Origin of the sequence: Candidatus Flexicrinis affinis, from assembly GCA_016716525.1 — a bacterium.
Lineage (GTDB): Bacteria > Chloroflexota > Anaerolineae > Aggregatilineales > Phototrophicaceae > Flexicrinis > Flexicrinis affinis.
Genome location: JADJWE010000002.1, coordinates 616622 through 641483, shown reverse-complemented (window position 1 = coordinate 641483; position 24862 = coordinate 616622). Strand labels below are relative to the sequence as shown.

At 62.3% G+C, this 24862-nt stretch carries 24 protein-coding genes and 1 pseudogene; 10 read left to right on the top strand and 15 right to left on the bottom strand.

What is annotated here, in order from left to right; genetic code table 11:
• Positions 1 to 206: 206 nt before the first annotated feature.
• The 3 genes from IPM16_11955 to IPM16_11945 all read right to left on the bottom strand — a co-directional run bounded on the left by IPM16_11955 (position 207) and on the right by IPM16_11945 (position 1359).
• Complete coding sequence (locus tag IPM16_11955) at positions 207 to 455, bottom strand: hypothetical protein (protein MBK9123817.1); 249 nt, start codon at positions 453 to 455, stop codon at positions 207 to 209.
• A gap of 115 nt (positions 456 to 570) precedes the next feature.
• Positions 571 to 855 (bottom strand): hypothetical protein, encoded by a 285-nt coding sequence (locus tag IPM16_11950; protein MBK9123816.1) that lies wholly within the window; start codon positions 853 to 855, stop codon positions 571 to 573.
• A gap of 18 nt (positions 856 to 873) precedes the next feature.
• Positions 874 to 1359: a hypothetical protein gene (locus tag IPM16_11945; protein MBK9123815.1), complete on the bottom strand. Its 486-nt coding sequence runs from the start codon at positions 1357 to 1359 to the stop codon at positions 874 to 876.
• Between the two features lie 345 nt (positions 1360 to 1704).
• Here IPM16_11945 and IPM16_11940 point away from each other — a divergent pair, with 345 nt between their 5' ends.
• Positions 1705 to 2451, top strand: coding sequence for an ABC transporter substrate-binding protein (locus IPM16_11940; GenBank protein MBK9123814.1), 747 nt, complete (start codon positions 1705 to 1707; stop codon positions 2449 to 2451).
• 301 nt (positions 2452 to 2752) lie between these two features.
• Here the strand turns inward: IPM16_11940 and IPM16_11935 are convergent, their stop codons facing one another.
• Entirely contained in the window at positions 2753 to 3346 is a 594-nt protein-coding gene (locus IPM16_11935; protein MBK9123813.1) for a hypothetical protein, read from the bottom strand.
• Between the two features lie 80 nt (positions 3347 to 3426).
• On the opposite strand from IPM16_11935, the gene IPM16_11930 reads away from it, so the two are divergent.
• Together IPM16_11930 and IPM16_11925 are read left to right on the top strand one after the other, a co-directional pair.
• Positions 3427 to 3852 (top strand): hypothetical protein, encoded by a 426-nt coding sequence (locus tag IPM16_11930; protein ID MBK9123812.1) that lies wholly within the window; start codon positions 3427 to 3429, stop codon positions 3850 to 3852.
• Positions 3853 to 4046: 194 nt separating this feature from the next.
• Positions 4047 to 5312, top strand: coding sequence for a hypothetical protein (locus tag IPM16_11925; GenBank protein MBK9123811.1), 1266 nt, complete (start codon positions 4047 to 4049; stop codon positions 5310 to 5312).
• A 439-nt stretch (positions 5313 to 5751) separates the two neighbouring features.
• On the opposite strand, the gene IPM16_11920 is transcribed toward IPM16_11925, so the two are convergent.
• From IPM16_11920 to hemH, 4 genes are all read right to left on the bottom strand, one after another.
• Positions 5752 to 6054, bottom strand: coding sequence for a hypothetical protein (locus IPM16_11920; GenBank protein ID MBK9123810.1), 303 nt, complete (start codon positions 6052 to 6054; stop codon positions 5752 to 5754).
• Positions 6044 to 7513: a hypothetical protein gene (locus IPM16_11915; GenBank protein MBK9123809.1), complete on the bottom strand. Its 1470-nt coding sequence runs from the start codon at positions 7511 to 7513 to the stop codon at positions 6044 to 6046. The genes IPM16_11920 and IPM16_11915 overlap by 11 nt, the downstream gene beginning before the upstream one ends.
• Positions 7514 to 7621: 108 nt before the next feature.
• Complete coding sequence (locus tag IPM16_11910; GenBank protein ID MBK9123808.1) at positions 7622 to 8062, bottom strand: YbaN family protein; 441 nt, start codon at positions 8060 to 8062, stop codon at positions 7622 to 7624.
• On the bottom strand, positions 8059 to 9132 hold the full coding sequence (gene hemH, locus IPM16_11905) for a ferrochelatase (protein MBK9123807.1): 1074 nt from the start codon (positions 9130 to 9132) through the stop codon (positions 8059 to 8061). The genes IPM16_11910 and hemH overlap by 4 nt, the downstream gene beginning before the upstream one ends.
• 217 nt (positions 9133 to 9349) lie before the next feature.
• Here hemH and IPM16_11900 point away from each other — a divergent pair, with 217 nt between their 5' ends.
• The 3 genes and pseudogenes from IPM16_11900 (at position 9350) to IPM16_11890 (ending at position 11506) form a co-directional block, all read left to right on the top strand.
• Positions 9350 to 10378: a hypothetical protein gene (locus tag IPM16_11900; protein MBK9123806.1), complete on the top strand. Its 1029-nt coding sequence runs from the start codon at positions 9350 to 9352 to the stop codon at positions 10376 to 10378.
• A 280-nt stretch (positions 10379 to 10658) separates the two neighbouring features.
• Positions 10659 to 11300, top strand: a complete 642-nt coding sequence (locus IPM16_11895; protein MBK9123805.1) for a hypothetical protein — start codon at positions 10659 to 10661, stop codon at positions 11298 to 11300.
• Positions 11301 to 11404: 104 nt separating this feature from the next.
• A pseudogene (locus IPM16_11890) lies at positions 11405 to 11506 on the top strand (HAMP domain-containing histidine kinase).
• Positions 11507 to 11548: 42 nt separating this feature from the next.
• On the opposite strand, the gene IPM16_11885 reads toward IPM16_11890, so the two are convergent.
• The 4 genes from IPM16_11885 to IPM16_11870 form a co-directional block, all read right to left on the bottom strand.
• Complete coding sequence (locus tag IPM16_11885) at positions 11549 to 11776, bottom strand: diguanylate cyclase (protein MBK9123804.1); 228 nt, start codon at positions 11774 to 11776, stop codon at positions 11549 to 11551.
• The gene (locus IPM16_11880) at positions 11718 to 13142 is read right to left on the bottom strand and encodes a GGDEF domain-containing protein (GenBank protein ID MBK9123803.1); all 1425 of its coding nucleotides are present in this window, start codon (positions 13140 to 13142) and stop codon (positions 11718 to 11720) included. Before IPM16_11880 ends, IPM16_11885 begins: the two co-directional genes overlap by 59 nt.
• Positions 13143 to 13200: 58 nt before the next feature.
• Entirely contained in the window at positions 13201 to 14973 is a 1773-nt protein-coding gene (locus IPM16_11875) for a PAS domain-containing protein (protein ID MBK9123802.1), read from the bottom strand.
• Positions 14974 to 15084: 111 nt separating this feature from the next.
• Entirely contained in the window at positions 15085 to 16857 is a 1773-nt protein-coding gene (locus IPM16_11870) for a PAS domain-containing protein (GenBank protein ID MBK9123801.1), read from the bottom strand.
• Between the two features lie 142 nt (positions 16858 to 16999).
• Between IPM16_11870 and IPM16_11865 the strand changes: the two genes are divergently transcribed.
• Together IPM16_11865 and IPM16_11860 are read left to right on the top strand one after the other, a co-directional pair.
• On the top strand, positions 17000 to 19180 hold the full coding sequence (locus IPM16_11865) for an alpha-galactosidase (protein ID MBK9123800.1): 2181 nt from the start codon (positions 17000 to 17002) through the stop codon (positions 19178 to 19180).
• Entirely contained in the window at positions 19177 to 19536 is a 360-nt protein-coding gene (locus IPM16_11860) for a hypothetical protein (protein ID MBK9123799.1), read from the top strand. Before IPM16_11865 ends, IPM16_11860 begins: the two co-directional genes overlap by 4 nt.
• A 30-nt stretch (positions 19537 to 19566) precedes the next feature.
• Here IPM16_11860 and IPM16_11855 read toward each other — a convergent pair whose 3' ends face one another.
• The gene (locus IPM16_11855) at positions 19567 to 20244 is read right to left on the bottom strand and encodes a hypothetical protein (GenBank protein MBK9123798.1); all 678 of its coding nucleotides are present in this window, start codon (positions 20242 to 20244) and stop codon (positions 19567 to 19569) included.
• A 236-nt stretch (positions 20245 to 20480) separates the two neighbouring features.
• Between IPM16_11855 and IPM16_11850 the strand changes: the two genes are divergently transcribed.
• Together IPM16_11850 and IPM16_11845 are read left to right on the top strand one after the other, a co-directional pair.
• Positions 20481 to 20822, top strand: coding sequence for a YciI family protein (locus IPM16_11850; protein ID MBK9123797.1), 342 nt, complete (start codon positions 20481 to 20483; stop codon positions 20820 to 20822).
• 15 nt (positions 20823 to 20837) lie between these two features.
• Complete coding sequence (locus IPM16_11845; GenBank protein ID MBK9123796.1) at positions 20838 to 22097, top strand: RNA polymerase sigma factor; 1260 nt, start codon at positions 20838 to 20840, stop codon at positions 22095 to 22097.
• Between the two features lie 572 nt (positions 22098 to 22669).
• On the opposite strand, the gene IPM16_11840 is transcribed toward IPM16_11845, so the two are convergent.
• Positions 22670 to 23518: a hypothetical protein gene (locus IPM16_11840; protein ID MBK9123795.1), complete on the bottom strand. Its 849-nt coding sequence runs from the start codon at positions 23516 to 23518 to the stop codon at positions 22670 to 22672.
• 75 nt (positions 23519 to 23593) lie between these two features.
• Positions 23594 to 24862 carry a YcaQ family DNA glycosylase gene (locus tag IPM16_11835; protein ID MBK9123794.1) on the bottom strand — a complete coding sequence of 423 codons (1269 nt, stop codon included), beginning with the start codon at positions 24860 to 24862 and terminating at the stop codon, positions 23594 to 23596.

Genomic DNA, 24862 nt, shown 5'->3' with positions numbered 1-24862 from the left:
ACAAACGCGACAAACTCGTCGAGGGTCATTGTCTTTTCTGGGGACTCAAACATGGCTGGACCTCGGGCCTGTATGTTGAAAAGTATACCTCATGTCCGGGTAGGGGATGGCCGAAGTGGGCTTCCGCGACCCTGCGCTACGACGTCGATTACCTACGCTAGTCCGCGGTTACTGACACCTGACTCCGGACAGCTGGCGACTTCCACCTATCCCCGTACGAAGACGTAGCCGCCTTCGCCTTTGCGCCGCCACTCGTCAATCTGGCGATAGCCCATATGCTGGACGGCCTCACGCACGTCCGCAACAGTCTCAGATCGGAAGTCGCAACCTCTTGCATGCCGCTCCCGGACGTAAAACACCAGCCGCGCCTCGCGGCCGTACGTCAGCTCGAACTTCGCCGGCGCAGTGTGCCCGATCAGGGACAGCATTTGTACAGGGTTCAGCCGCGATGCCATGACAGCGTTCTCAGTCCACGTTCGACTGCAATCAGTGTACGACGACCTGATGCACTGCGAGGTGTGAAAAAGGTTTGTGCTGCATTTAGAGACGTATACAGAATCTGAACAGTCGCTAGGGTGCAGGCGCTGGCTCGCTGTGATGCCACATCCACGTGCAGAAGACCGCCACCGCACCAAGCACGTGCCACACCGCGTGGCCCTGAATCACCGAAGTCGGGTCGCACACCGTGCCGGTCAGATCGAGCACCCAGATCACCATGGCGACGGCGAACGCGCCGATGCCGGCCCAAAACCATGCGTAGCTCCGCGTTGGCCGCAGCACCTGCCACACCACCGCCTCGGCCAGCAGCGCGAGCGCCAGCACGATCCCGAACACGTACCGGCGCGTGTCCGGCACGCCGATCTGTACGGATCGTCAGCGTGAGGTTGAAGACCACTGATCAGCGCAGTCGTCGTGAACGACCAACGGTACAGCCGCTGCAGGGCGTAGATCAGGAGCAGGGCGGCGAACAGATACATGCCGAGGATGTCGAAAAACTGGCCCCACGAACGTCAGCGAGCCGTGGTAGAACGCGCTCCCAACGCCGATTACGATTGCGCTCAGGCCCATCATGATACGGTGGCCGGTGCCGAAGATCACGCCAACCGCGACCTGTCCGGCGGTCACCAGCATCCACGCGCCGGGGATGACGTACGCCAGCGACGACACCGCGTTGACCGGTTGACGGATCGACTCGGTCGTCAGCGGCGCTTCGCAGAAACATGCCGTCGGCAGGCACGTGGCCGGGCGCATCGCGTCCCATGTCGACGCCGGCACGAGGCTCAGGCCGGCGAGCGTGACAATGATCAACAGCGCCGACACCAGTCCTGTGACAAGTAGATCGCGGGTGGAAATCGACAAGGCGTACCCCTTATTCGCGCGTGTGCCGCCTCAGTTTAGCCTCGATTGTCAGGATTGGACAATGGGCCGCGGCAATTCTTGTGCACACGAGATTTTGGCACTTGTCACCAGATTCGATAGATTATGGCGTTGAGGAGGCGCGATTCGTGTTTCCTGCAAGGCCAACTCTTTCCAGGGGGAGTTCTATGCGTAAGTTTAGTGCAGTGCTCGCAGTTGTTATGTTGGTTGCTTTGCTCGTGGGCGGTACCGCCGGCGCGCAAGACCTCGTGCCCGTTCGCCTGCAGCTGCAGTGGGTCGCCCAGTCGCAGTTCGCCGGCTATTATGCGGCGTTGGCTCAGGGCTTCTATGAAGAAGAAGGGACTCGACGTCACGATCCTCGAAGGCGCCGTTGAAATCGTGCCGCAGCAGGTCGTCGCATCGGGTGCGGCCGAATTCGGCATCGCGTGGGTGCCGAAGGTGCTCGAGAGCCGCGAGGCTGGCGCCGATCTGGTCAACGTCGCCCAGATCTTCCAGCGCTCAGGCACATTGGAAGTGTCGTTCGTTGACGCCGGCATTACGTCGATAGCGGACATGGCGGGCAAGCGCGTCGGCACGTGGGGCTTCGGCAACGAGCACGAGCTGTTTGCCGCGCTGCGCGCCCAACGACGTCGGCACGGGCCATGCTGCAGGATCATCTTCACCACCGAGTCGTTCCTTGCCGAGGAAGGCAACGAAGATATCGCGATCAAGTTCATCCGCGCCTCGATCAAGGGCTGGATCTTCTGCCGTGACAACTTCGACGAGTGCGTCGACATCGTGCTGGACAACGGCCCGACGCTCGGTGAAGGCCACATGCGCTGGCAGCTCAACGAGATCAACCGCCTGATCTGGCCGTCGCCGGATGGCATTGGCATGCTGGACGAAGACCTGTGGGCGCAGACCGTCGCGGTCGCCATCGACGGCTCGGTCATCAGCGAAGAGCCGAGCGAAGGCGCGTTCCGCACCGATCTGGTCGAGGCGGCGCTCGAGTCGCTGGCGATGGATGACATGGTCGACGTCACCGGCGAAGAGTGGGAGCCGATGGATGTTGAGATCACGCCGGGCGGCGAATAAACCGCACGGGTGTCGTGTGCTGCCGCGTGCTGTGGGAGCAGGCTAAACCACACAAGCGCGCAGGACACAGAGGAAAGTGTGATACTTCCTCCACCGAGGAGGGGTAGGTTTTACGGGGGCGGCCGTGCGGTCGCCCCTTCGTCTGGCTAGGCTATAGCGATTGCCGCTTGATGTCGCGAAATGACCCCATCGCGTTCGTGAAGGATGTCCCTGAATGGTTAACGAACCCGCTGCCGCCTTCGTCCGGACGCGACAACATGGTTCAGCTACGCATTTTCTTGCGTTCTTTGGCCTCCGGATCTCACTCATCGGGCCGACTATGCCGTTCCTCGGCGCGAAACTGAACCTGACGTTCACCGAGATCAGCTATCACTTCACGGTCTCGTCGGTCGGCATCATCATCGTCAGCCTGGTCGCGGATAGAATCGTCGCGCGCGTGGGCAGCGACCGGATGGTGTGGGTCGCGGCGGTGATGGTCGGGATCGGCCTTTTGGGCGTGGCGTTCGGCGGATCGCTGCCGGTGACGAATCGCGTCGATGTTCGTGTTCGGTTGTGCGATCGGCTCGGTCTTCATGGTCGCCAACGGCCATATCGGTCGCTGCCGGCCCACATGCGGCCAAGCGTATGCCGAGGCCAACATCATCGCCGGCCTGCCGATGATCGCCGGGCCGATTTTGGCGGGGATGATCGCGCGCTCGCCGTTGGGCTGGCAAGCCATTCCGCTCATTCCGCTGGCTGCCGTCGGGCTGTACCGGATGCTGTTCGCCGGGTTGGCGATCCCGGCGCCGGCGACAGCGCCGGCCGAAACGTCGGCGACGGCGCGCCGCGCACGAGTCGTGCCGCTTCCGGCCGCATTCTGGTTCTTTGCGGTCCTCGCGTTTCTCGCCATCGGCATCGAAAACCTCATCTCCGGCTTGGGCGCGACGTATTTCTCGACGGTCGTGAAGCTCGACCCGGAGCACGTCGGCGTCGGTGATGAGCGCGCGTGTTCGCGGTGGCGATCGCTCGGCCGCATCATCGGGCGGCTTGCTGGATGTCATGCCCGACTCGCGCGTGCTGCTGCTGGCCTTCGTATGGGTGCTGATGACGTTTCCGCTGTACTGGCTGGGCACACACCCCGCGCTGAACATCGCCGGATTGTTCCTGATGGGGCTGGGAGTTGGCAACCTCGGCCCGTTGAGCGTCTCGAGCGGGATGCAGGTGGCGGGGCCGGCGGCGAACCGGGCCAGCGCGCGCTTCGGGATGATCGCGTCGCTGTCCGTGATCAGCACGGTACAGGTCTTCGGCGGCCTGTCCGACGCGTTCGGCATGCAGAGCGCGTATACGCTGCTGATGGTCTTGGCGGTCGCGGCGATCGCGCTGGCGTCAAGGGCGGGCCGGTTCCGCGGCGCGCCGGCGTGAGGCGACGGACGGAAGGGGTTATTGCGACACAGACCACGCGCGGCAACTCCTGACTACCGGCATCCCGACGCCATGCCAACGGTACTGGCCGGGTATGGTTATCCGGCGTTACGCTTCGGGTGATTGACCCGCATCATCTCCACGCCAGCGTCCATTGAACGGGCTGTTGTCGGATTGGATCGGTGACATGTTCAATGAACCTCTTGTCTAGATGCCTGTTAGTTACCTTGTTCGGCATTGTGCTGCTCGGCCTGTCAAAAGCCCAGCCGACCGTGCCATCCACGCCCGTGACGACGCCAACACCCACTGGCGGCGGCGGGCAATCGGCTTTCGATTCGCAATCTGAAGTGAAAATCCTCAACAGTCTATTCGCAGGCGAATGTTCGCCACTGTGCTATATGGGACTCGAGCCCGGGGTTACTACCGCGACGGAGATTGTGTCATCCCTCGAACAGAGCAACACAGCATACCACTTTGAGTATGGCGTGATTTACTGGGAACCTGAGCTGATCGCGGGGGTCAACGATGGAGTCGATCCATTCGGATTTACTATTACCGTCGGAGAAGATGATCAACGCACCGTGATTCAAGTTGCCGCTCCGATAGGTGTCCGCGTGAGCGCAATCCTGCAGGTTTTCGGTGCGCCAGAGGTCGTAACGTATCAATTCCCCATGTACTTAGTTGGGTATCCAGACTTGGGCCTACTGTTTTTTGTAGACGCAACACAGAACACCCAAAGAGCTAGTTATTTGTTTCTGACTGAGCCTGAGAACCGAGTCGGTATGCCAAGTCATCCCCCCGGCACACCAGTGACCCAAGAGTGCGCAACATACGATGTGGCCCCATGTATCGCGCCGACGGCGACGCCGACCGCCGTTTCTACATCTGCCGACATGGACGAACAGTCGCTCTCAACCGAAGGGCAGGCGCTGCTGAACCTGTTCAGCGGGCCGGACTGTCAGCGAAACTGTTTTCTCGGCATCCAGCCGAATGTCACGACCGAGCAGGAGTTAGTCGATTCTCTCGTAAGCGCGAGTATCCAGTACTATGTTCTGCCTGGTCAGATTCAGTGGTACGCCCCTGACTTGCCACTCCTATTCTCAGATTCAGCGATCGACGTACACATCGTGTCAGGCATGGTCGACCAATTGAATGGCCGCCTCGATACAACCGTAGACGTCGTCGTTGAAGTATTCGGTTCACCGCCAGTCGCAACGATACATGACACCGCGAAAGCGGCGACTCCAGATCTTATCGTGATCGCGTACCCGGAATTGGGTCTTGCGTTCTATGTGGATCGGCTGGCCGGTAGCAATGACGCCATTTCGTTTTTCAACCTTGCGTACCCGGGACATGGGTACAGTTGGGCCGAGGATCCCCCGGGCGAGCCACTCGTTCAGGACTGTCCGACGTATGGGACCTGGCCGTGCATGGTGGCTACAGCGACGTCGACGCCGTAGAAATGGTAAGTACGTCGCCCAAAGCAGACCTCACCCCCGACCTCTCTCCAACTGGAGAGGGGAGAACGACTCGCGCCGGACACGAACGCCCGTCCCCCTCAGGGCGAGGGATAGCGGAGCGCAGCGTGGCGGAGTGATCTCAGCAGCGGAATAAGCACGGTGTGGTAGGGACGCCATACATGGCGTCCGCGAACGCGATCGGCCCGCCGCCACCGGACGCGATATATCGCGTCCCTACGAGTAGGCGGTCGGTGCGCCAAGCGTAACGACACCCCCGGCCAGAACAGACCTCACCCCCGGCCCCTCTCCCGAGGAGAGGGGAGAAACACACGCCGGATTTGAAAGCCCCTCTCCGAGGCGGAAAGGGGTTTGGGGTGAGGTTCGTTCGAGAGGGCGCAGCGACGCGGGGTGAGGTCGGGTACTTACACCTGACTCCTGCCTACTGACCACTCTCCACCAAGCGCTGATCCTTGAAGAAGTCCCAGATTTCGTGGGTGAGGTGGATGTCGTGCGTGTTGTTCCCGGCGATGCGCTCCGGCACGACATCCACGCCCGGCCAACCGTGCCCACCACCCATCACGGCGTAGAACGTCACCGGCGCGCCCGCGCACTCCACGAAGTCGAAGCGGATGACGGCCGTCAGCTCGTCCGCCCGCGGATACTCGAATCGCTCGGTCAGGGTCGGATCGCACCCGTTGCGCGAGGCCCAGAAGCTCACCGATTGCAGCACGTTAAGCGTCACGGCGAGGTGGCCGGGGGGCGGGCATGTGCGTGATGCCGTCCCACGAAATGCTGATGTCCTCGGTGCCGTGCTCGATCAGCATCGGGCGCGGCGGACTGACAAGGCACGGCGGTTGAAACTCGGGGTACATCAGCGCGCCGGCCACGGCGAACGCGGCAAAGCGGTTGACGGTTGGCTCGCAGGCCATCCGGTAGGTCATGAATCCGCCGTTGCTGAAGCCGGTCAGGTACACGCGTGCCGCGTCGATGTTGAGGTCGACGGCGAGGTCGTCGATCAGCCGGTCGAGGAAGCGCACGTCGCTCACATAGTTGTACGGCGTTTCGCCCGTCACGCCTTCGAGGTAGTTCCACTGGTTGTCGACGCCGTCGGGGAACACGGCGATGAAGCCTTCTTCTTCGGCAATCGGCGTCATGGCGGTGATGGCGGCGAATCCGGCACCGGTGTCGGGCCGGCCGTGCAGCGCGACGACCACGGGCAGCGGCGCGTCGGCGGTGTAGGCTGTCGGCACGTAGGCGATGAATGTGCGCGGCGGCACGAGCACGTCGGGCGGATCGACCGGATCGACCGGCAGGCGGCCCGCCAGCAGTTCACCGAGCAAGGTTACGCCGTCGTGCAGTGGGTTGAACCCGCCGGTGATCGCGTAGTCGCCGGAGCGCGGCCATTCGTGCCCGGCGCTCGGCAGCAGCATCGCCGTCACTTGGCCGTCGATCGGGCAGCCTTCGAACACGACCGACTGACCGGTCTGCGTCGAGTCCGGGTCGCAGCCCGCGCGTGACGCCCAGAACTTGGCCGTCTCGTCAAAGCCGCCGCGGCGGTTGGGCGTGCCGTCCGGGCGGGGCAGGGTGTCGAAGGTCGTGCCCAGCGGCTCGTAAATCGAGTCGAGCGCGCCGAACACGAGCAGCATGCGCGTATCGATCCGCGCCTCGGCGCAGCGTTCCAGCGTGTGCGACCACACCACCGACGCGACCAGCATCGCCGTGTCGAGTTCGGTCTCAGCTTCGCACAGGATGCGCTGGAGCAGGGTGCCGCCGGTGTCGAAGGCTGCCGCGTTGATCGAACCGGTGCTGTGGGTAGCGGTCACGTCGGCGACGACCGCGTCGAAGAACCCGACGTCATCGACCGGATCGCCAGTGCGCGGCAGGCCGGACTCGCGCCCGCCGTCCTCCCAACTGCCGTTGACGGCGTTCGGGTACGCGACGATCCAGCCGTTTTCTTGCGCGGCGGCATTTAGGTGCGTGAACGCCTCGATCGACCGAGCCGACTGGAATCGGCCGTGCAATACGACGACAAGGGGCGCATCGGCGGGCAGGTCATCCGGCGCGAACAGCACGTACTGACGCTCGACGCCGCCGACGTCCACGGTCGTCAAGGTGCCGGTCAGGTACGGGCTATCCTGTGCAGCAGCGCCGGTCGCTGCCAGCAGTGCGATACAGACAATCAGGGTCAGGGCGCGGAACATCGGCGGGCCTCCCGGTAGGGCCGGACACATCCGCACGAGTATAGAACGACAGCCAGTCGCTAACCGGAACCTGACAGGCTTCCGCGCCGGTCCTAACAGTAATCCGGTCTAATCGCCTGAGGCGAGCGAGGGCTCAGGCTCGACATAGGTCGGCACGCGCAGCACGACGAACGCCTGAATGAGCGCCGTCACCGCCAGCGCAGCCCGTCCCCCGGCGCTGATCACGACCGTGAGCGCCAGCGCGAGCAGCATGATCCAGCACGCCGCGATGGCGATGGTCTTGGCGCGTGCGGTGAGGCCTTTGCCTTGCATGAACGTGTGGAAGTGCTTGCCGACGAACGGGCGCGTCACGAGCCACTGGTACCACCGCTCCGACGCCCGCCCGAAACACAGCGCCGCGAGGATGAAGAAGATCGTGGACGGCAGGCCGGGCACGACCGTGCCAATCAGCCCGACGGCCACGAACACGAAGCCGAACGCGATTAACGCGTATCGAACCGGGGCGGAAAGCGGCTTGAACAAGGTCGAGTGCGGGGTTGTGTCGTTCACGGTAGGGTCGCTCCTTCAACTGCGTGGTGAAATTCGTGCGTGCTGGCGGCGTCTGTCCAACCCGCCGCATTTTGCCGGACGAGGCCGGCGAGGACGTCGATCCAGTCGGGGTTGGCGTTCAAGCATGGAGCGAGCGTGAAGTCGTGCTCGCTGCCGCCGGCCTCGACAAATGCCTCGCGCCCCTCGTTGCCGAGTTCGTCCAGCGTTTCGAGGCAGTCGGTGGTGAACCCCGGCGAGAACACCAGCACCCGCCCAGCCTTTTCGTGGGCGAGCTGTTCAATCGTGCCGTCGGTGTACGGCTCAAGCCACTTCTCCGGCCCGAACCGCGACTGGAAACTCACGCGCCACTGGGACTCGTCCCAGCCCATGGCCTCGGCAAGCAGGCGGGCGGTCGAATCGCACTGCGCTCGGTACGGGTCTCCGGTCTGAATGTAACGGTTCGGGATCCCGTGGAACGTGAGAATGGTGACGTCCGGCGGCGCGTCCATGGAATCGATTTGTGCGGTGAGATGGCGGCACATCGACTCGATGTAGCCGGGGTGGTCGAAGTAAGGCTCGACAAAGCGCAAGGTTGGCACGAAACGCTTGCGCTCGTTGAACAGCGGGCACCGGCGGCCGGCCGCGCCTTGATATGCGCCGTCGTAGATCGACGCTGTGGTGGTCGAGCTGTACTGCGGGTACATCGGCAGCACGACGATGCGGTCGATCCCGCGCGCCTCCAGCCCACGGATCGCATCGATCAGGCCGGGTTGGCCGTAACGCATGCCTAGGACGACCTCGAACGCGTCGCCCAGCCGCGCTTGCAGCAGTTCGACCTGCTGGCGTGAATAGACCAGCAGCGGCGACCCTTCATCGGTCCAGATACGCGCGTACAGCTTCGCCGACCGGCGTGGGCGGGTGCGCAGGATGATCCCGTGCAGTACGGGCTGCCACGCCAACGGGTGATAATCGATGACCCGCATGTCGGATAGAAACTGCCGCAGGTACGGGCGCAAGGCATGCGGAGTCGGTGCGGTCGGGGTGCCAAGCTGCCCGACTACGACGCCGACTTTCGACCGTGAGACCGTCATACGCGTTAACTCGATGGGTGACGACTCGAACATTATATCGGTAAATGTCCAAAGATCTACATGAATCTATAGAAAATCGTGCGATCCCGATGACTTCTGTCATGTTGTCGCAGCGCGCATGGGTCCGGACGCAATTCACAAAACTTGTGCAAGTAACGTTGCGCTACAATGTGTATGCTGTTGAGTAGCATCCGCGACGACGGGTGCTCGGGACCTGATGAATCGTACGCTAACGCTTCCAACGCGCCGCGCCACCCTCGTCTTTGTCGTACTGATCGCCATTCTGGTGATCAGCAGCGAACTGATGTTCAATTGGATTCGCTCCACCGAGACCGACTCTGCGGAGCTGTTCGGCCACCTCAACGAGATCATTACCCCGCTTGACGATATCGCCTTTATGGCGGACCGCTTGATTGATGCCGGGGAGAGGGAGACTGCCAGCTTGCTTGCGGTGATGCAGCGCGAGGCAGATCAGATCGGCGAAGTCACCTCGCTGGTCGACATCCTCCCCGATACGAGCGACTTCCGCGAGATGTTCCAGCTCGAAGACTTGCAGGCGCGTCCGCGCATCGAGGCCGTCGTTGCGGCCATTGAACGGTTGAGCGCGTTGCCGATTGGCGAGGTCGATGCCGAAAATCCCGACGTCCTCCTGCTTCAGGCGCAGACGCCGGGACTCACTGCCGATCTCATCGCCTATGCTCGGAGTCAGCGCGCCGAATTCTCGCAAGTATCGGGCCTGCAGCAGGTCATCAACATCGCGCGTATTGTCGTTATTGTGGTCGCCATCGGCGGCTACGCGGTGTTCGTTCACTATCCGCTGCTGGATCGCGTGGAGGGGCAGACCGAGTCGTTGGCCGCTCAAGTTGAGCAAGTTTCGCGCTCGGAAGCGGCGCTGCGCGAACAGAAATCCATGTTCGAGTCCGTACTGCGCACGACGCCCGGCTTCGTATTCGTTTACGACGTACTCAAAGATGAGCTCGCTTTTTCGAGCCAGTCGATGTGGTCGTTCTTCGGCTTTGACGAACAGACGTGGAACGAGGTCAATTCTTCCCAAACGTTTGACTTCGTGATGGAAGACGATCGCTGGAAAGTCTTCGACGCACTGGCGCGGCTTGTCCAGGTGACGAACACGCGTCGTTCGAAGCGCGTTCGCGCGACGCACAAGGAAATCTGCGCTGGTATCAGACCGAGATCGTCCCGTTTCGTATGGAAGGCGGCACGCTCGCGCAGATCGTCGGTACGGTGACGGAACACACCGAACTCAAAAAAGCGTATGCCGAGCGCGAGCAGCAGACAAGGCTCCTCGAGCAGGTGACATATGCGGCGCCGGAGATGATTTATCTGCTCGACACCGGCACGCGCCGGACGATCTATCAGAACGTCGATGTGCGTGAACTGCTCGGCTACCCAAAGAATCGGTGGGACGCTTACGATCCCGATCCTTTCGACCATCTTGTCCATCCGGCGGATCTCGAACGCAAGCAGGCTCACTTCGCGCGGCTTGTCGCGTCTGAGGCGACGACGAGGTGCTCGAGCTCGAGTTCCGGATGCGTGCTGCGGACGGGAAGTGGAGGACGATTCGCTCGGCCGATCGGGTGTTCAGCCGTGATGCATCGGGACGGGTTGCTACACATGTCGGCGTGCTTCACGACATTACAGACTGGCGCGAGGCCGAAAAGCGGGCGTTCGAACTGCGTCTTGAACGCGAACGCATGCGCGTCAACGCCGAATTCATCGCCAACAGCAGTCACGAACTGCGCACGCCGCTGACCGTGATCAGCAGTGCGGCCTATGTCATGTCCCGGGCGGATGATCCGGCCATCCGTAAGGGGCGGCTGTCCGAGATCGAACAGCAGATTGTGCACTTGACGAAGCTCGTCGACGATCTGCAGACTCTCGCGTCGTTGGACGCCGGGCCGATGCACGCGCTGACCGAGGTCGACCTCAACGGCGTGGTTCGTGATGCGTTAGCCGTCGTCGGTGCGATCGGATTGCGTGTCCCTCCACAGCTTGACCTGGCCCCGTCCCTGCCGCCAATCGTGGGTGATCAACACCTGCTGACACAAGCCTGCCGTCACGTCATCCAGAACGCCTACCTCTTTTCTCCGGCCGACAAACCAATCGAGATCGCACCCACGCAGCGCCTTCGCACGTCTCTGTCAGCGTAACCGACTTTGGGTCCGGAATCGCGCCCGAGGATATTCCGCACATCTTCGATCGCTTATAAGGCCGACAAAGCGCGCAGCGGGGCGGTACGGGTTTGGGCCTCGCGATGGTCAAGAAGATCGTCGAGACCCACGGCGGGACGGTCGACGTCCGTTCATCCCCGCAAGGCAGTACGTTTGAACTGGTATTCTTGATTCAACCCGAGCGCGGTATCAGACGCGCCCCGGCAGAACTTGCAGACCGGCTGGAGTTAATCGGCCACGCGCGCGCGCCCGCGCCCCGCACGTTTGGCGGCATACAACGCGCGATCCGCTGCTGCCAGCAGCTCTGCCACAGTGATTCCGTGGTCGGGGCTGTAGCTCACTCCAGCGCTTGCCCCTACGACGACCGAAAGCTCCTCGATCTCGTCGCCCGCGGCGTCAATCAGGGTTTGAATCGTGCCGAGAGCAGCCTCTTGTGACTCGATTGGCGCGAGCATCACGGCGAACTCGTCGCCACCCTAGCCGGGCGAGCAGGCCGTGCCCGCGGACGGCGTCGGCAAAGCGGCGCGCGAGGACACGCAGCACGGCGTCGCCGGCCGCATGGCCGAACTTGTCGTTGACAGGTTTGAAGGAGTCTAGGTCAACGATTGCCACGGCGATCTGTACCTGAACGCCGCGGGTGAGCGTTTCCTGAAGCGCACTTTCGAACGCGGCACGATTGGCGAGACCGGTCAGGAAGTCGTGGCTGCTTGCATGCTTGCGACCCTCAAGCTCATGCATCATGTGCGTCAGGGCGCTGCTGAGCTGGCTCACTTCAGCGAGCCGCGAGTGTACCGGCAGATCGGTCAGGTTTACGCCGGAAGCGGCGAGCTCCGCAGCCTGTACGACTTGTAAGAGCGACCGCATTAGTCGGCCTGTCGCGACCCACACCAGCGCTGCGACGACGACGCCCGCGGCGAGCCCGACAAGCAAAATGGGCGCCTGAATGAGCGAGGCTGGCGCCAGCGCAATCGATTCGGTCTGTCGCACTACGACCGTCCAGCCAAGCCCAGGATACGCCTCATATCCGGTGTCGCTGACCGCGGCGACCGCATAGCGGACTCCATCCGGCCACTCAGACAGCCAATAGGTCGGATTGTCGTTGGCGAGTCGCGGCGCATATAGTTCGGGATCCACGACCGGCAGGGTCTCTACGGCACCCGCGCCCACGTCATCCAAACTCATCAGCAAGCGGCCGTCCCGATTGACGATCATCACATCGAGATCGCGCAGCACGCTGTCACTGCCGTTGTCTACCCGGAACGACGACGTCAGGTCACGCGCCCATTCCCAGCTCAAGTGCGCGCCCAGTACGCCCAACAGCGTGCCATCCGGCGCTTTGACCGGCACGGCGAAGTCGACAAACCGCAGTGGCGTGTTCGGATCGACTTCGAGAACGCGCGCCAACAGGACTGCATCGCGTACGTCGCCCACGAACATACCTGTCAGACCGCCGATGAACCACGGACGCGCCGCGACCGACTCGCCCTCCAGAAGTCCATCCGAGCCGGCGATGATCGTCCCAGTCGTGTCTGTGAACCCGATCCACGAGTAGTAGCGATACGTACCCTTGAGCTCGTTTAGCAGATCCCGACGATCCTCTACTGACGACTTCGGATCGTTCATACGCCGAAGCCCCGCCGTGAATTCGACATCGCGCCAGCGCTCGTACATTTCACGGTCGAGCAGGTCGGCGATTTGCTGCGCGGTCGAGACCAGCGCGGTGCCAACGGTGGCGGTCAGCTGCGCACGGGCGACCTGCCCGGTGATCACGGCCACTAGCGCGCCGACAAGCACGGTGCCGATGCCGGCGAGCGCCGCCAAACGCGACCGCAGGGACGTGCGAGCTGGCCACAGTCGAGCGAGTAGAGCGGGCGAACTCTCAGGCATTGAGCAGTGCGCTACCGGTCAAGGTTGTCGTTGACAGCCGTGCAGGCAGCAACAGCAGGAACGTGCTGCCTTTGCCAATTTCGCTCGACACGTCGACCAATCCGCAGTGCAGTTCGGCGATCTTACGGACGATGGCGAGGCCGAGACCAGCGCCCGTCGACGTACGTGCCGGCGACGCCTTTGTGAACCGGTCGAAGATGTGCGGCATTTTGTCTGCGGAGATGCCGGTCCCATTGTCGGATACGGCAATGACGGCCGATTCGCCGACGACTCCCGCTTCTACCCGAATCGTCCCGCCGTTGGGCGTGTACTGCGCGGCGTTCTCGATCAGCCGGTGGACCGCGCTGCGCAGCAGCTCGAGATCGGCTTTGATGTACGCGTCATCACAGTCCACGATCAGTGTGTGTCCGCGCACCTGAATCAATTCGTCAAGCTCGTCAGGGAGCGGTTGGACTGCGCTCTGCAGCGAGATGCTGGATATGCGCATCGTCTGCAGCGAGTCGAGTCGCGTCATGAACTGCAGCGACTCGATGATTCGGCTGACGCGGTGGATTTGCACGCTGACCTCGGCGAGCTTCTGGCTGCGCTTGACCGGGTCGCTGGTACGTTCTGCGATATAGAGCGCGGTGTCCATGATCGTTAGCGGCGTGCGCAGATCGTGGCTGGTGTCGCCGATGAAGCGCTCCAGCATTCGGACCTTTTCCTGCTCCAGTCGCAGTTCCATGCTGCGCTTGTTGGCGACCGCGCGCTGGGTGATATCGCGTAGGACCATCAGCGTACCGCGTGGCCTGCCGGAAACCTCGATGGGCGAGATGCGCACGTCATAGGTCGCGGGATGCCCGGCCCGTGGGATTTCGACTTCGAACGTCGATTCGCTGCGCTGCACAAGTTGAGCGAACACATTACCCGGGACTTCGCACAGCTTGGCGCCAATCAGCTTGCCGCGCTCCACGCCCGCGAGGCGATGTGCCGCCGGATTGGCGGCGGTAACCCGTTCGTCCTGGTTGATCACCAGCATCGGGTCTTCCATGCTGTTGAACGCCGCGTCCAGCGCCATCGGCACGAGGCTGGACACAATGTGCCGATAGAGCGCATAGCCGACGATCCCATCGGCGACGACGAAGCTGACCGGCACCAGAATCGGGACGCGCTGATCGCCCTGCAGCACGCCGCCGGGGATGTTGAACACGACTAGAGTCAGCATCGTGACCAGCATCAGCATGTATTCGGTGGTACGCGTTTGACCCTTGCGCAGCAGCCCGCGTACGCAGAGGATGAGCACCAACAGGATCATCAGGTAGCTGTAGCCGGTGTGCAGGTGCCAAGCCGGGCCATGCTCAATGATTTCGATCATCAATGAGCCGACCGGCAGTCGTTCCCACGACCGGAAAAACAAAAGGTGGCTGTCGTTCGTCCACAAGGCGGTCATTGCGATGATCGGCACGACCACAAGCACGCCAAACCACCAGCGGTGTTTGCTGACCGACACGCCCTCGATCTGCAGCACGATCATGAGGAACAGCACGGCGATGAACGCGTGGCTCGTGAAGCGGATCCGCGCGGCGATATATGCGAGCTCGGGCGATGGCGTCGTCCAGACGATGCAGTACATCAGGCTGGCCAGCGCGGCACCCGCCGACAGCACGGCATAGGTGTACATCACCGGCGCGTCGTGGCGTTGGCGCCAACCAAAATACGCCAGCCCGGCGCTGAAGAGCACCCCGGCAAGGGTGAAGATGTAAACGATACCGTACAGGTCAGTCATGAGCCGCTGCGGGCTGCGCACAATTCGTTACCGGTATTGTAAGCCGCTGCTGACCTATGGTGTGTGTAGGTTTGCGCGGCGTCGCGTATCCGGTTACAGCGGTATGGCGCTCTACATGAGTCTCGACCCGCTTGACACGGCGCCGGCAGGTGAGTGGTACAACGGCAGCTTAAGGGTGAACGTGCTGCCTGCCCCCGGCGTACTGAAGACGTCGATCGTACCTCCGTGCAGCTCGGCGACCTTGCGTACGATACTGAGACCGAGGCCAGCGCCAAGAGATGATCGCGCGGCATCACCCTTGGCGAGCCGTTCGAAGACGAGGCGCAGGTTGTCCGCAGCGATTCCGACGCCGTTGTCGGTCACGGTGATGACGGCATGATCGTCGGTTGGCAGACATCGAATCTCAATACGTCCGCCCGGCGGTGTATACAGCGCCGCGTTTCCGATCAGGTGGTGCAGAGCGATTCGTAGCAGCTCGGGATCGCCGCGGACGGTGGCATCCGAACATTCAGTTACGAGCGTATGACCGCGCGCACGTATCAGGTCTTCTAGTTCGCTCGTCAGCGGAACGACGGTTTGCTTCAGCGGAACGGCGGAGACAGCCGCGGCTCCAAGCGTGTCGAGGCGGGTCATCAGATGCAGCGTGTCGATAATGCGGGTAATGCGGCCGATCTGCGACACGATCTCCTCAAGCCTTGCGGCACGCTTGGCAGGGTCATCGGCCCGCTGCGCGAGGTAGGCGGCAGTCTGCATGATGGTGAGGGGCGTGCGCAGGTCGTGACTGGTGTCGGAGATGAAACGCTCCAACAACCGCACCTTCTCGGTTTCCAAGCTCAGCTCGAACGATTGGCGCACGGCGACGATGCGTTGGGTGATGTCACGCATGACCACCAGCACCGCGGGTCGCGATCCGGCGTCGGTGATGGGCTGAACCTGAATGTCGAAGGTCATCGGCTGACCATTGATCTGGAAGGTCACTTCGACATCGCGACCCGGTACGGCCTCGGCACTTTCGACAAGTCTAGCGCACGCGGCTTCGAGCTGATAGCCCTTGACCGCACTCGTCGCCGGGCCAAACAAATGCAAAGCCGCCGGATTGGCCGAAACGACCCGCCGGTCGGCATTGAGCACGAGAACCGGATCGCGCATGGTGTTATACACGTATTCAAGCGCGATCGGCACGAAACCGGATCGGCGATAGCGGTGCAGGGCATATCCGTAGACTGTGCCTGCCGCCACGAGACTGATCGCCAGCAGGTTGGTGGTCCACGTGTTGAGGAGCAATATGCCCACCGGCAGGTTGACGATCACGATGGTCAGAACCGTCAGGACAATCAAGAGGTATTCGACGGCGTGCGGTTCATTTTGGCGAAGCGAGCCGCGCAGGCCGATCAGCAGTGCAGCACCGATCATTGTATAGCTGTACAACGTGTGAAGGTGCCAGCCCGGGCCGTGCACGACCTGATCGTAGCGCAGCATTCCGATGCCGAGCAATCGCCACGATTGAGCGAACAACTGGTGATATTCGTTGCTCCATACCGATGCAATAACAATCAGGGGTACCGCAAAGATTCCGGCAGCATGCCACGGGCTGAGCATCCATTTTCCGCGGTCGAATTGCATGACCGAGATGAGGAAGACGACCGGCATTATGGCTTGGGTGGTAAAGCGCAGGTGCGCTGCAGCCCATGCCACGCCGTCGGAAGGCGTCGTCCACAGGATGCAATACAGGATACAAGTGGCGCTCACAAGCGCCATGAGAACTGAATAGGTGCGAATCGTCGTCAGGTCCCGGCGATAGGGCCACGCGAACCACGCGACCAAAGCAGAGAAGATCGCCCCGGCAAGGGTGAATATGTAGACGATGCCGTACAAATCGGTCATGGTTGCCCGTTCGAACTGCGCAAGTAGACGTAATGCAGATTGTAATTCAGAACTGGCCGTTGTGTGCTGATTTGTGCAATAGCTCTCAATCGCCACCGTTGCTAGAATCCGGCCGGCGAGAACGACCGTAAAGGATAGCGCGATGCCGACCGATCAACAGCCCGACTCGTGGGTGCTGCACACGGAAAATACAACCTACGCGGTCGGCCTGAACGCCGCCGGCCAGCTCGTGACGCGCTATTGGGGCCGCCGACTCGACCGGGTCGAGGACATCCCGCCTGCGCAAGACCTCGGCCGGTGGGCGAGCTTCAGCGACCGCGGTACGCTGAATCAGCTCGAATACCCGGCCTACGCCGGCCCGAATTACGTCGAGCCTGCGCTCAAGATCACCCAGCCGGATGGCGTGCGCGATACCGTGCTGAAGTTCGAGTCAGCAGACTGCGAGGAAGGCCTACTTGAAGTCGTATTTAGGGACGTCCACTACCCGCTAAAGGTGAGCATCAATTACTGGGCACATTTCGGCTTCGATCTGATCGAACGATGGGTCGAGGTTCGCAACGAGGGCGACGAGCCGATGGTGATCGAACGGGCGTATTCGGCGGTCTGGAACGTCCCGCGCGGGCCGCAGTACCGTCTGCGCCACTTGACCGGCAAGTGGCTTGACGAGTGGCAGATGCAGTCCGAACGCCTCACGCCAGGTGTCAAGCTGCTGGAAAGCCGCCGGCTCACCACCAGCCATCATCACAACCCGTGGTGGTCGCTCGATGTCGACGCTGACGAGGAGCACGGCGACGTGTGGTTTGGCACGCTCTTGTGGTCTGGCAACTGGGCCACCCGCGCCGAGGTGACCGGATTCTACGCGACGCGCGTCGCGACCGGAATCAACGACTGGGACTTCGCGTATCGGCTTGATTCGGGCCGTTCGTTTGAAACGGCGCACGCGTGGGGCGGGTACACGTCCAAGGGCTATACGGGTGCTAGCCACTGCCTGCATGATCATGCGGGCGAATACCTCATGCCAGATCGCGATCGGCGTTGGGATCACCCCAAACCCGTGTTGTTCAACAGTTGGGAGGTCTCGACGTTCGACGTCGACACTGAGTCGCAGACGCGTTATGCCGAGATTGCCGCCGACCTCGGTGTCGAGCTGTTCGTGATGGACGATGGGTGGTTCAAGGGGCGGACGATCGATAAGGCCGGCCTCGGCGACTGGACGCCCGACCCGGTCAAGTTCCCCGACGGTTTGTCGCCACTGGCCGAGCGCGTCAAGGCGCTGGGCATGACGTTCGGCCTGTGGATCGAGCCGGAGATGGTCAACCCGGACAGCGACCTGTATCGCAATCACCCGGATTGGATCATCCATTTTCCGACGCGTACACCGAGCGAAATGCGCGACCAGTACATCCTCAACCTCGCGCGTCTGGACGTGCAGGATTATCTGATTGCCGAACTCGACACGCTGCTGAAGAGCGCGGACATCCGGTTTATCAAGTGGGACATGAACCGCAACGTCAGCGAACCGGGCTGGCCGGATGCCCCGGGCGATCCGCGCGAGATTTGGGTCGAGTATGTCAAGGGGCTGTACCGCGTGTTGGAGCAGTTGGGGTGGCGCCACCCGAACATCGTGTGGCAGTCGTGCTCCGGAGGCGGCGGGCGCGCCGATTACGGCATCCTCAAGTACGCCGAACAGATCTGGATCAGCGACAACACCATGCCGACCCGCCGCCTGCCCATGCAGGTCAATTACCTGCACGCGTTCCCGGCCTCGACCATGGAAGCGTGGGTGACCGACATGGGCGATCCGATCGTGCCGCTGAGCTTCCGGCTGCACGTCAGCATGTTCGGGGTCTTCGGCATCGGCGCGGACATCACAAAGTGGGGCGATGCCGAGAAGGACATGGCGCGCACGGCCATCGCGCAGTACAAGCAGATCAGACACATCGTGCACAACGGCAGGGTCTATAGGCTCCAAACGCCCGAGGGCTATACGGCACTGAACTTCGTAGATTACGACACGCAGCATCTCCCTTCGGAAGCCGTGATCTTCGCCTTCCGCACGCATATCCCCGATCCGGCGGTACCGCTGACGGTGTATCCGCGCGGGCTGGAACCCGATCGGCTGTACACGCTGGAGACGCTCGAGCTGCCGCATGCGGACACCGGCGGCCATGGATTCGATTCCGACCTGCGCGCTGCACTCGACCTGCGAGAAGGCGTGCGCACCGGCGCGGGCTGGATGTACGGCGGCATTCCGCTGCTGCTCGGCAACTTCGACAGCCGAGTGCTGCGGCTTAAGGCCGTAGAGGAGGGAAATTCCGAGTGAGTCAAAGCGCGCGCCGCACCGTGATAAAGGCCCACACGCGGTCGTACGACGATCCGGTGGTATTGCGGGCCGGAGACCGGGTGCAGATCACCAAGCGCGACGTCTGGGACGACCGGCACGTGTGGTTGTGGTGCATCGCCGACACCGGCAAGCAGGGCTGGGTACCGGAAACGTACCTCGAGCACGACGGCGAGCGCGGGACGTGTTTACGCGCTTACAGCGCGTGGGAGCTCACCGTGGCGGCAGGGGACGCAGTCGCGGTGCTGGACGAGGAAAGCGGATGGTGCTGGGTCGAAGCGGAATCCGGTGAGCTGGGCTGGATTCCGGCGAGCTGCCTCGAGAGTTCAGCGAGATGACGTAGTCAGTGCTACACGCGCTGACCGCTGCTACCGGCCCGCTACTGCGGCGGACATCTGAAAAAAGTCGGGATCAAGCGGCGGGTTGGCCGTGATCTCCTCCCAACTGAACGTCTCATGACGCCCGTTTCCCGTGCATAGGGTCACCACGTAATGCGGGATCAACATTCCGCTGACAACGCGATAGTCGGTGTACAGGCACTTGCATGGTGACGCGTTCACGTCGGTCAGCGGCGGGCGGGACTCGGTCATGGCGATCATGTACGACTGGCGGTGCAGGTAAAAGTCGGTTTGAGACTGGTCCTGTGCAACGACGCGCACGCCGTAAACGGGCAGGCCGCTGACGACTCGCTCGCCCAAGCCGGTGACGCGCGCGCCGTGCTGCTCGGGCAGGATGAGCGGGCTGTCGAACGTGCTGTCGCGCCTCAGGGCCTCCGCGGTGTGGCCCCACACGATCGCCGGATAGGGCGACTCTTCGGGTTGGACGACCCACCCGTGCGATCCGTCCCACGCCTCGACGGCAATGCCCGACGCCTCTTCGACGTCGATCCGCAGGTAATTGGGCCGCAGGCGCCAACTGCGCACGGCGCGTGTCCGGTGTCGTCCATCCGTGACGAGCCCGCGCATGGACAGCGCGCGCACATCGAGTACCGCGCGTATTCCCCCGAGCGCATTGACGTGCCGTTCGATGAGGGTCTGGACATCCATGGCTTGACGGTACCCCCCGTTTCGCCTGCCGCGTCTGTGTGCTACACAAAGAATACGCGATCCGGGCGGCGGTGGTTCAATCCAATTGGATATCCAATAGCTGAGGCGTTTGACCCAACCGGAACTCAACACGTCTGCTTGCATAGCCGCACAGATGATGAGTGTCGATTTTCCGATACGCTGATCGTCGTTATAGTAGGCGCGCACGTACGACTAGCGACTCGAGGGAGATAGGCATGAAGTACATCGCGCTGATCTACGGCGAAGACCGGCCCAACATGACCGAGGCGGAGCAGCAAGCGGAGATGCAGGAGTACTATGCGTTCAACGCCAAAGCCCGCGCACGCGGGGTCAATATGACCGGCGAGGCGCTGTACCCGGTGGCGACCGCCAAGACCGTGCGTGTCCGCGACGGCAAGGTGCTGACCACCGACGGCCCGTTCGCCGAGACGAAGGAGGCGCTGGGCGGGTACTATGTCATCGAGGCGAACACGATCGAAGAGGCGTGCGAGGTCGCGGCGATGATCCCCGGTGCGAAACACGGCAGCGTCGAGGTTCGCCCGATCGTCGAGTTCTAGGCGTACCCGGTTCCGATGCGGACGACTCACGACACCATTCGTAAGGTGCTGCACGACGAGCACGGGCGCGTCCTCGCCGCCTTGATCGCCGCGCTAGGGGACTTTGCGCTGGCTGAAGATGTGTTGCAGGACGCGGTCGTCTCGGCGCTCGAACACTGGCCGGAGGGCGGCATTCCGCGCAATCCGGCCGCGTGGATCACGGCGACGGCACGCAATCGCGCCATCGACCGCGTACGCCGCGAGCAGAACTTCGAGCGCAAGAAGGCGACCCTGCACGCGCTGGAGGCGATGCGCGGCGCATCGGAGGACCCGGACATGCTCACCGAGGACATCCCGGACGAGCGGCTCAAGCTGATGTTCACATGCTGTCACCCGGCGTTGAGCAAAGAGGCGCAGGTCGCGCTGACGCTGCACACGCTCGGCGGTTTGAGCGCGTCGGAGATCGCCGCCGCGTTCCTCGTGCCGGTGACGACTCTGCAGCAGCGATTGGTGCGCGCCAAGCGGCGCATCAAGGACGAGGGCATCCCATACGCTGTACCGTCGCCGTCCGACATCCCCGACCGCCTCGATGCGGTGCTGTCGGTGCTGTACCTGATCTTCAACGCGGGGTACAGCGCGCCTGAGGGCGAGTCGATCGTGCGGCCCGACCTGACGACCGAGGCGATCCGCCTGGCCGCCGTACTCAACGACCTGCTGGCGCACGAGCGCGGCCTGCGCGAAGACCCCGAGGCGCTCGGCCTATGGGCGTTGATGCTGCTGCACGACGCGCGGCGCGGGGCGCGCCAATCGGTCGACGGACAGCTCGTGCTGCTCGAGGATCAGAACCGGTCGCAGTGGGATCACGCGCAGATCGGCCGCGGCGTCGCCATCCTCGACCACGCGATTACGCTCAAGCGTGCCGGCCCGTACCAGATTCAGGCCGCCATCGCGGCGCTGCACGCACAGTCGCCGGACTCGGCCAGCACGGACTGGGCGCAGATCGCACTGCTGTACGGCGCGCTCCACCGCTTGGCCCCGACGCCAGTGGTCGCGCTAAATCACGCCGTTGCCGTCGCCATGAGCGACGGGTTGGAGGCCGGTCTCGACCGGATCGACGCGTTGGGAAACGACGGGGCGCTCGACGGCTATCACCTGTTCCACGCCGCCCGCGCCGACCTGCTGCGCCGGTTGGGGTGGATGCCGGAAGCCCGCGCCGCCTACCTGCGCGCGCTCGACCTGTGCACCAACGCCGCCGAACGCGCGTTCCTCCTACGCCGGATCGCGGAAGTTGAGTGACGTATCGGCCAGTTCTCAATCGTCGTCAGGTGGTGGTGGAAACGTCAGGGAGCATGTTGGCTCAGGCTTGTGCGCGGAACCATCCCACCACGCTTTGGAGCTATATATGCCGTTCGCGCTACTATAGGCCTTCAGTTTGTAGATCGTCGGATTAAACACGATTCTGTGCTTCGAAGTGAAGTAATCATGGTCTTGCAGAATCAAGTCAACGCCCGGAAGCAATGTGGCCTCTTCTACGTCAACATAGCTCGTATCCACGTCGTCGCCTTTCAACGTGAAGTCCGGAAGACAGTGATACAGGTCCCATGTCCGTGCTCTTGCCCTGATCTCAGGCACGCTGAGATAATCAGTCCAAGTTGAGGAAATCGGAACGTAATCAATGGGCGGCGCATAGTAGCCCGCTCGAGTGTGCATTGGTACAAACCCTGCATTGGGTACGCACAGTACCGTAGAATTGTTTGGCCCAAAACAGAAGTCGAGATCGGTGAACCAGCTTCCTGCGAATACACTCCCGGCTAGGCAAATCAGAACAGCAAGTCGCACTAGAGAGCGGAGAGCCCAGATCCAGTTTGTCATTCGAGTAATCCCTCTTGAGCCAGTCGAAGGTTGATCTCGCTTTCAAGTTCAGCTCGGCCCTGAAATGCCTCGAGAGTAACCGCGCCGTTTGTCACCAATACAACTAGTGCTTCCAGATCGCCGGCAGAACGCACTTCGTGCAGCCAAGACGCTGATGAAACGCCTACACGCACGCCGTCGAGTTCTATCTGTTCGTCTTTGCAGGACGAGAGAACATCACGATTCAGTGACGCGAGTTGTGCAGCCAATAAGGAATTGGCCCGAAGTCTGTGCCACGAAACAATGACACCGAGATCCCCCGGCTTGGGAGGATTTCGGGGATCGTTAAGCAGCGGGTCTCCTCGCGTCGCAGGCAGCGAACACCGATCGCCAGTCAGCGCAGCGTGCTCCTCGAAACGCATTCCCAACGTCGTTACAGCGATACCCCGCGCGTAGGCGCGTTGAATAGATTCGGCGTCCAGCCACTCCAACGCCGAGCGGTGTATGACAATCGAGTCGAAGCGTGTCCAATCGTTCTCCGCCAACCTCTCGAAGTCGCTCCCTGACGCTACGACGACGAGATTGGGGATATTGTCCTGCAGTATGTTGACCGCAACGTATGAGGCTGTGTCCTCAAGCAGGGCCGGGCCAACGATATAAACGAGGTTGTAGTCCGCTGCGGTTCGGGTCCGAAACTGCGCGAAATAGGCCTGACGGACCTCTCGAATGATTTCTAGCTTTCGTTCCCGCTGCTCGCGGGTCAGTTTAGACTGGGGAGACAGTATGGGCGGGTCTTGCGCTACTGCCGGTAAGGCGATGGCACAGATCAGCACGCACAGAACCGCGATCCGGACGCGTAGGGTCATGATCCACCACCAGCACTAATGGACTGATGACCACAGTCTATATCGCGTTTTTTTTTTCTGTCAACTAACGTGTTGTTACGAGCGTTGGCGTGGGCGTTGACTCCCGAGGCGGCGACGCAGCACCGGATCGACAATCGCGCTGCTATCGAACTTGGCCGCGCCGAGGAACGCCACAAAGCGCGAAAATCCGCGCGCTAACGCTTCGACGAACGCGTCGTTGCTGGCGAGACCGTCGTCCTCCAACCAGAAACCGAGGATGGTAAACGTGTCAGCGGCACGATCGAACCTGCTGTCGAACCGCGCGACGAGGTTGTCACCCCACAGGATCGGCAGCGTGTAGTAGCCGTAGATGCGCTTGTCGGCCGGCTTGTACACCTCCCACACATAGTCAAAACCGAACAACTCCTTGGCGCGCCCACGCGCAATTGTCGGGTCGAGCGGCGCCAGAAACGAGACTTCCTCCTGCGTGGTCGTCTCGATCGGTTCCCACGACTGCGGGATGCGTCCTGCCGCTACCGCTTCGATGAGTTCGACATCTTCGGCAAGCACGTAGTACGTGGGCTTCAAGCCTTCGACCTTGACCTCCGTGATGTCTCCGGTGGTCAGCAGGTCGTCGACGATCGGCTTCTTCTGGCTGAACGGGACCCCGCGGAAGTACGAGTCTGCCGTCCGGCTCAGCCGTGAGATACCCTCGAAGCTGATGTCCTTCTTGATCAGAAAGCGGTCGACTTCGGCGGGGTCGCGTTCGTGCAGATAGTGGGCCGGTGCGACCGCCTCAGCCAGCGCATATACGCGCTCGAATCCCTCGCGGTGGTGCGTCATCACTTCGCCGACGCGCCACAGGTAATACAACGCCAACGCGCTGTCTTTGCGCCCGCGATAGCTCTGGGTCTTCTTGCGCGCCGATGCGTCGAAGTCACGGTTGGTCAATGTGCCGCGCTCTCGCAACAGCTCGCGCACTTCGGCGATGGCCTCCGCGTGTTCCACGCCCATCTTGCGAACCCGATTGTCGCAGTCGGGATGGCCGTCGCGTTCGCGCTGCATGACGACCCGCCAATACGGCAGGTCGCTCATCGGCCGGGTCGCCAACCAACCGCCCCAGTCGAAGAACTGGCGCTGGCCGTACGCCGCATCTTGCCACTGTTCCGGCGCGTAATCGAACACGCGGCTGTGCAGCGCAATGTCCTGACTGCGCGCGATGACCTGCAGCGGGTCAAGCTGAAGGTATTCGATATCGCGCATGGCCTGCTCGGTGCCGTCAGTCCCGCGCCAGCGCCGCCCGGGCCATAGGCCCTGCTTGCCGAGAATGAACCGCCGTGCCGTGATCCGATCGACGGTCAGCAT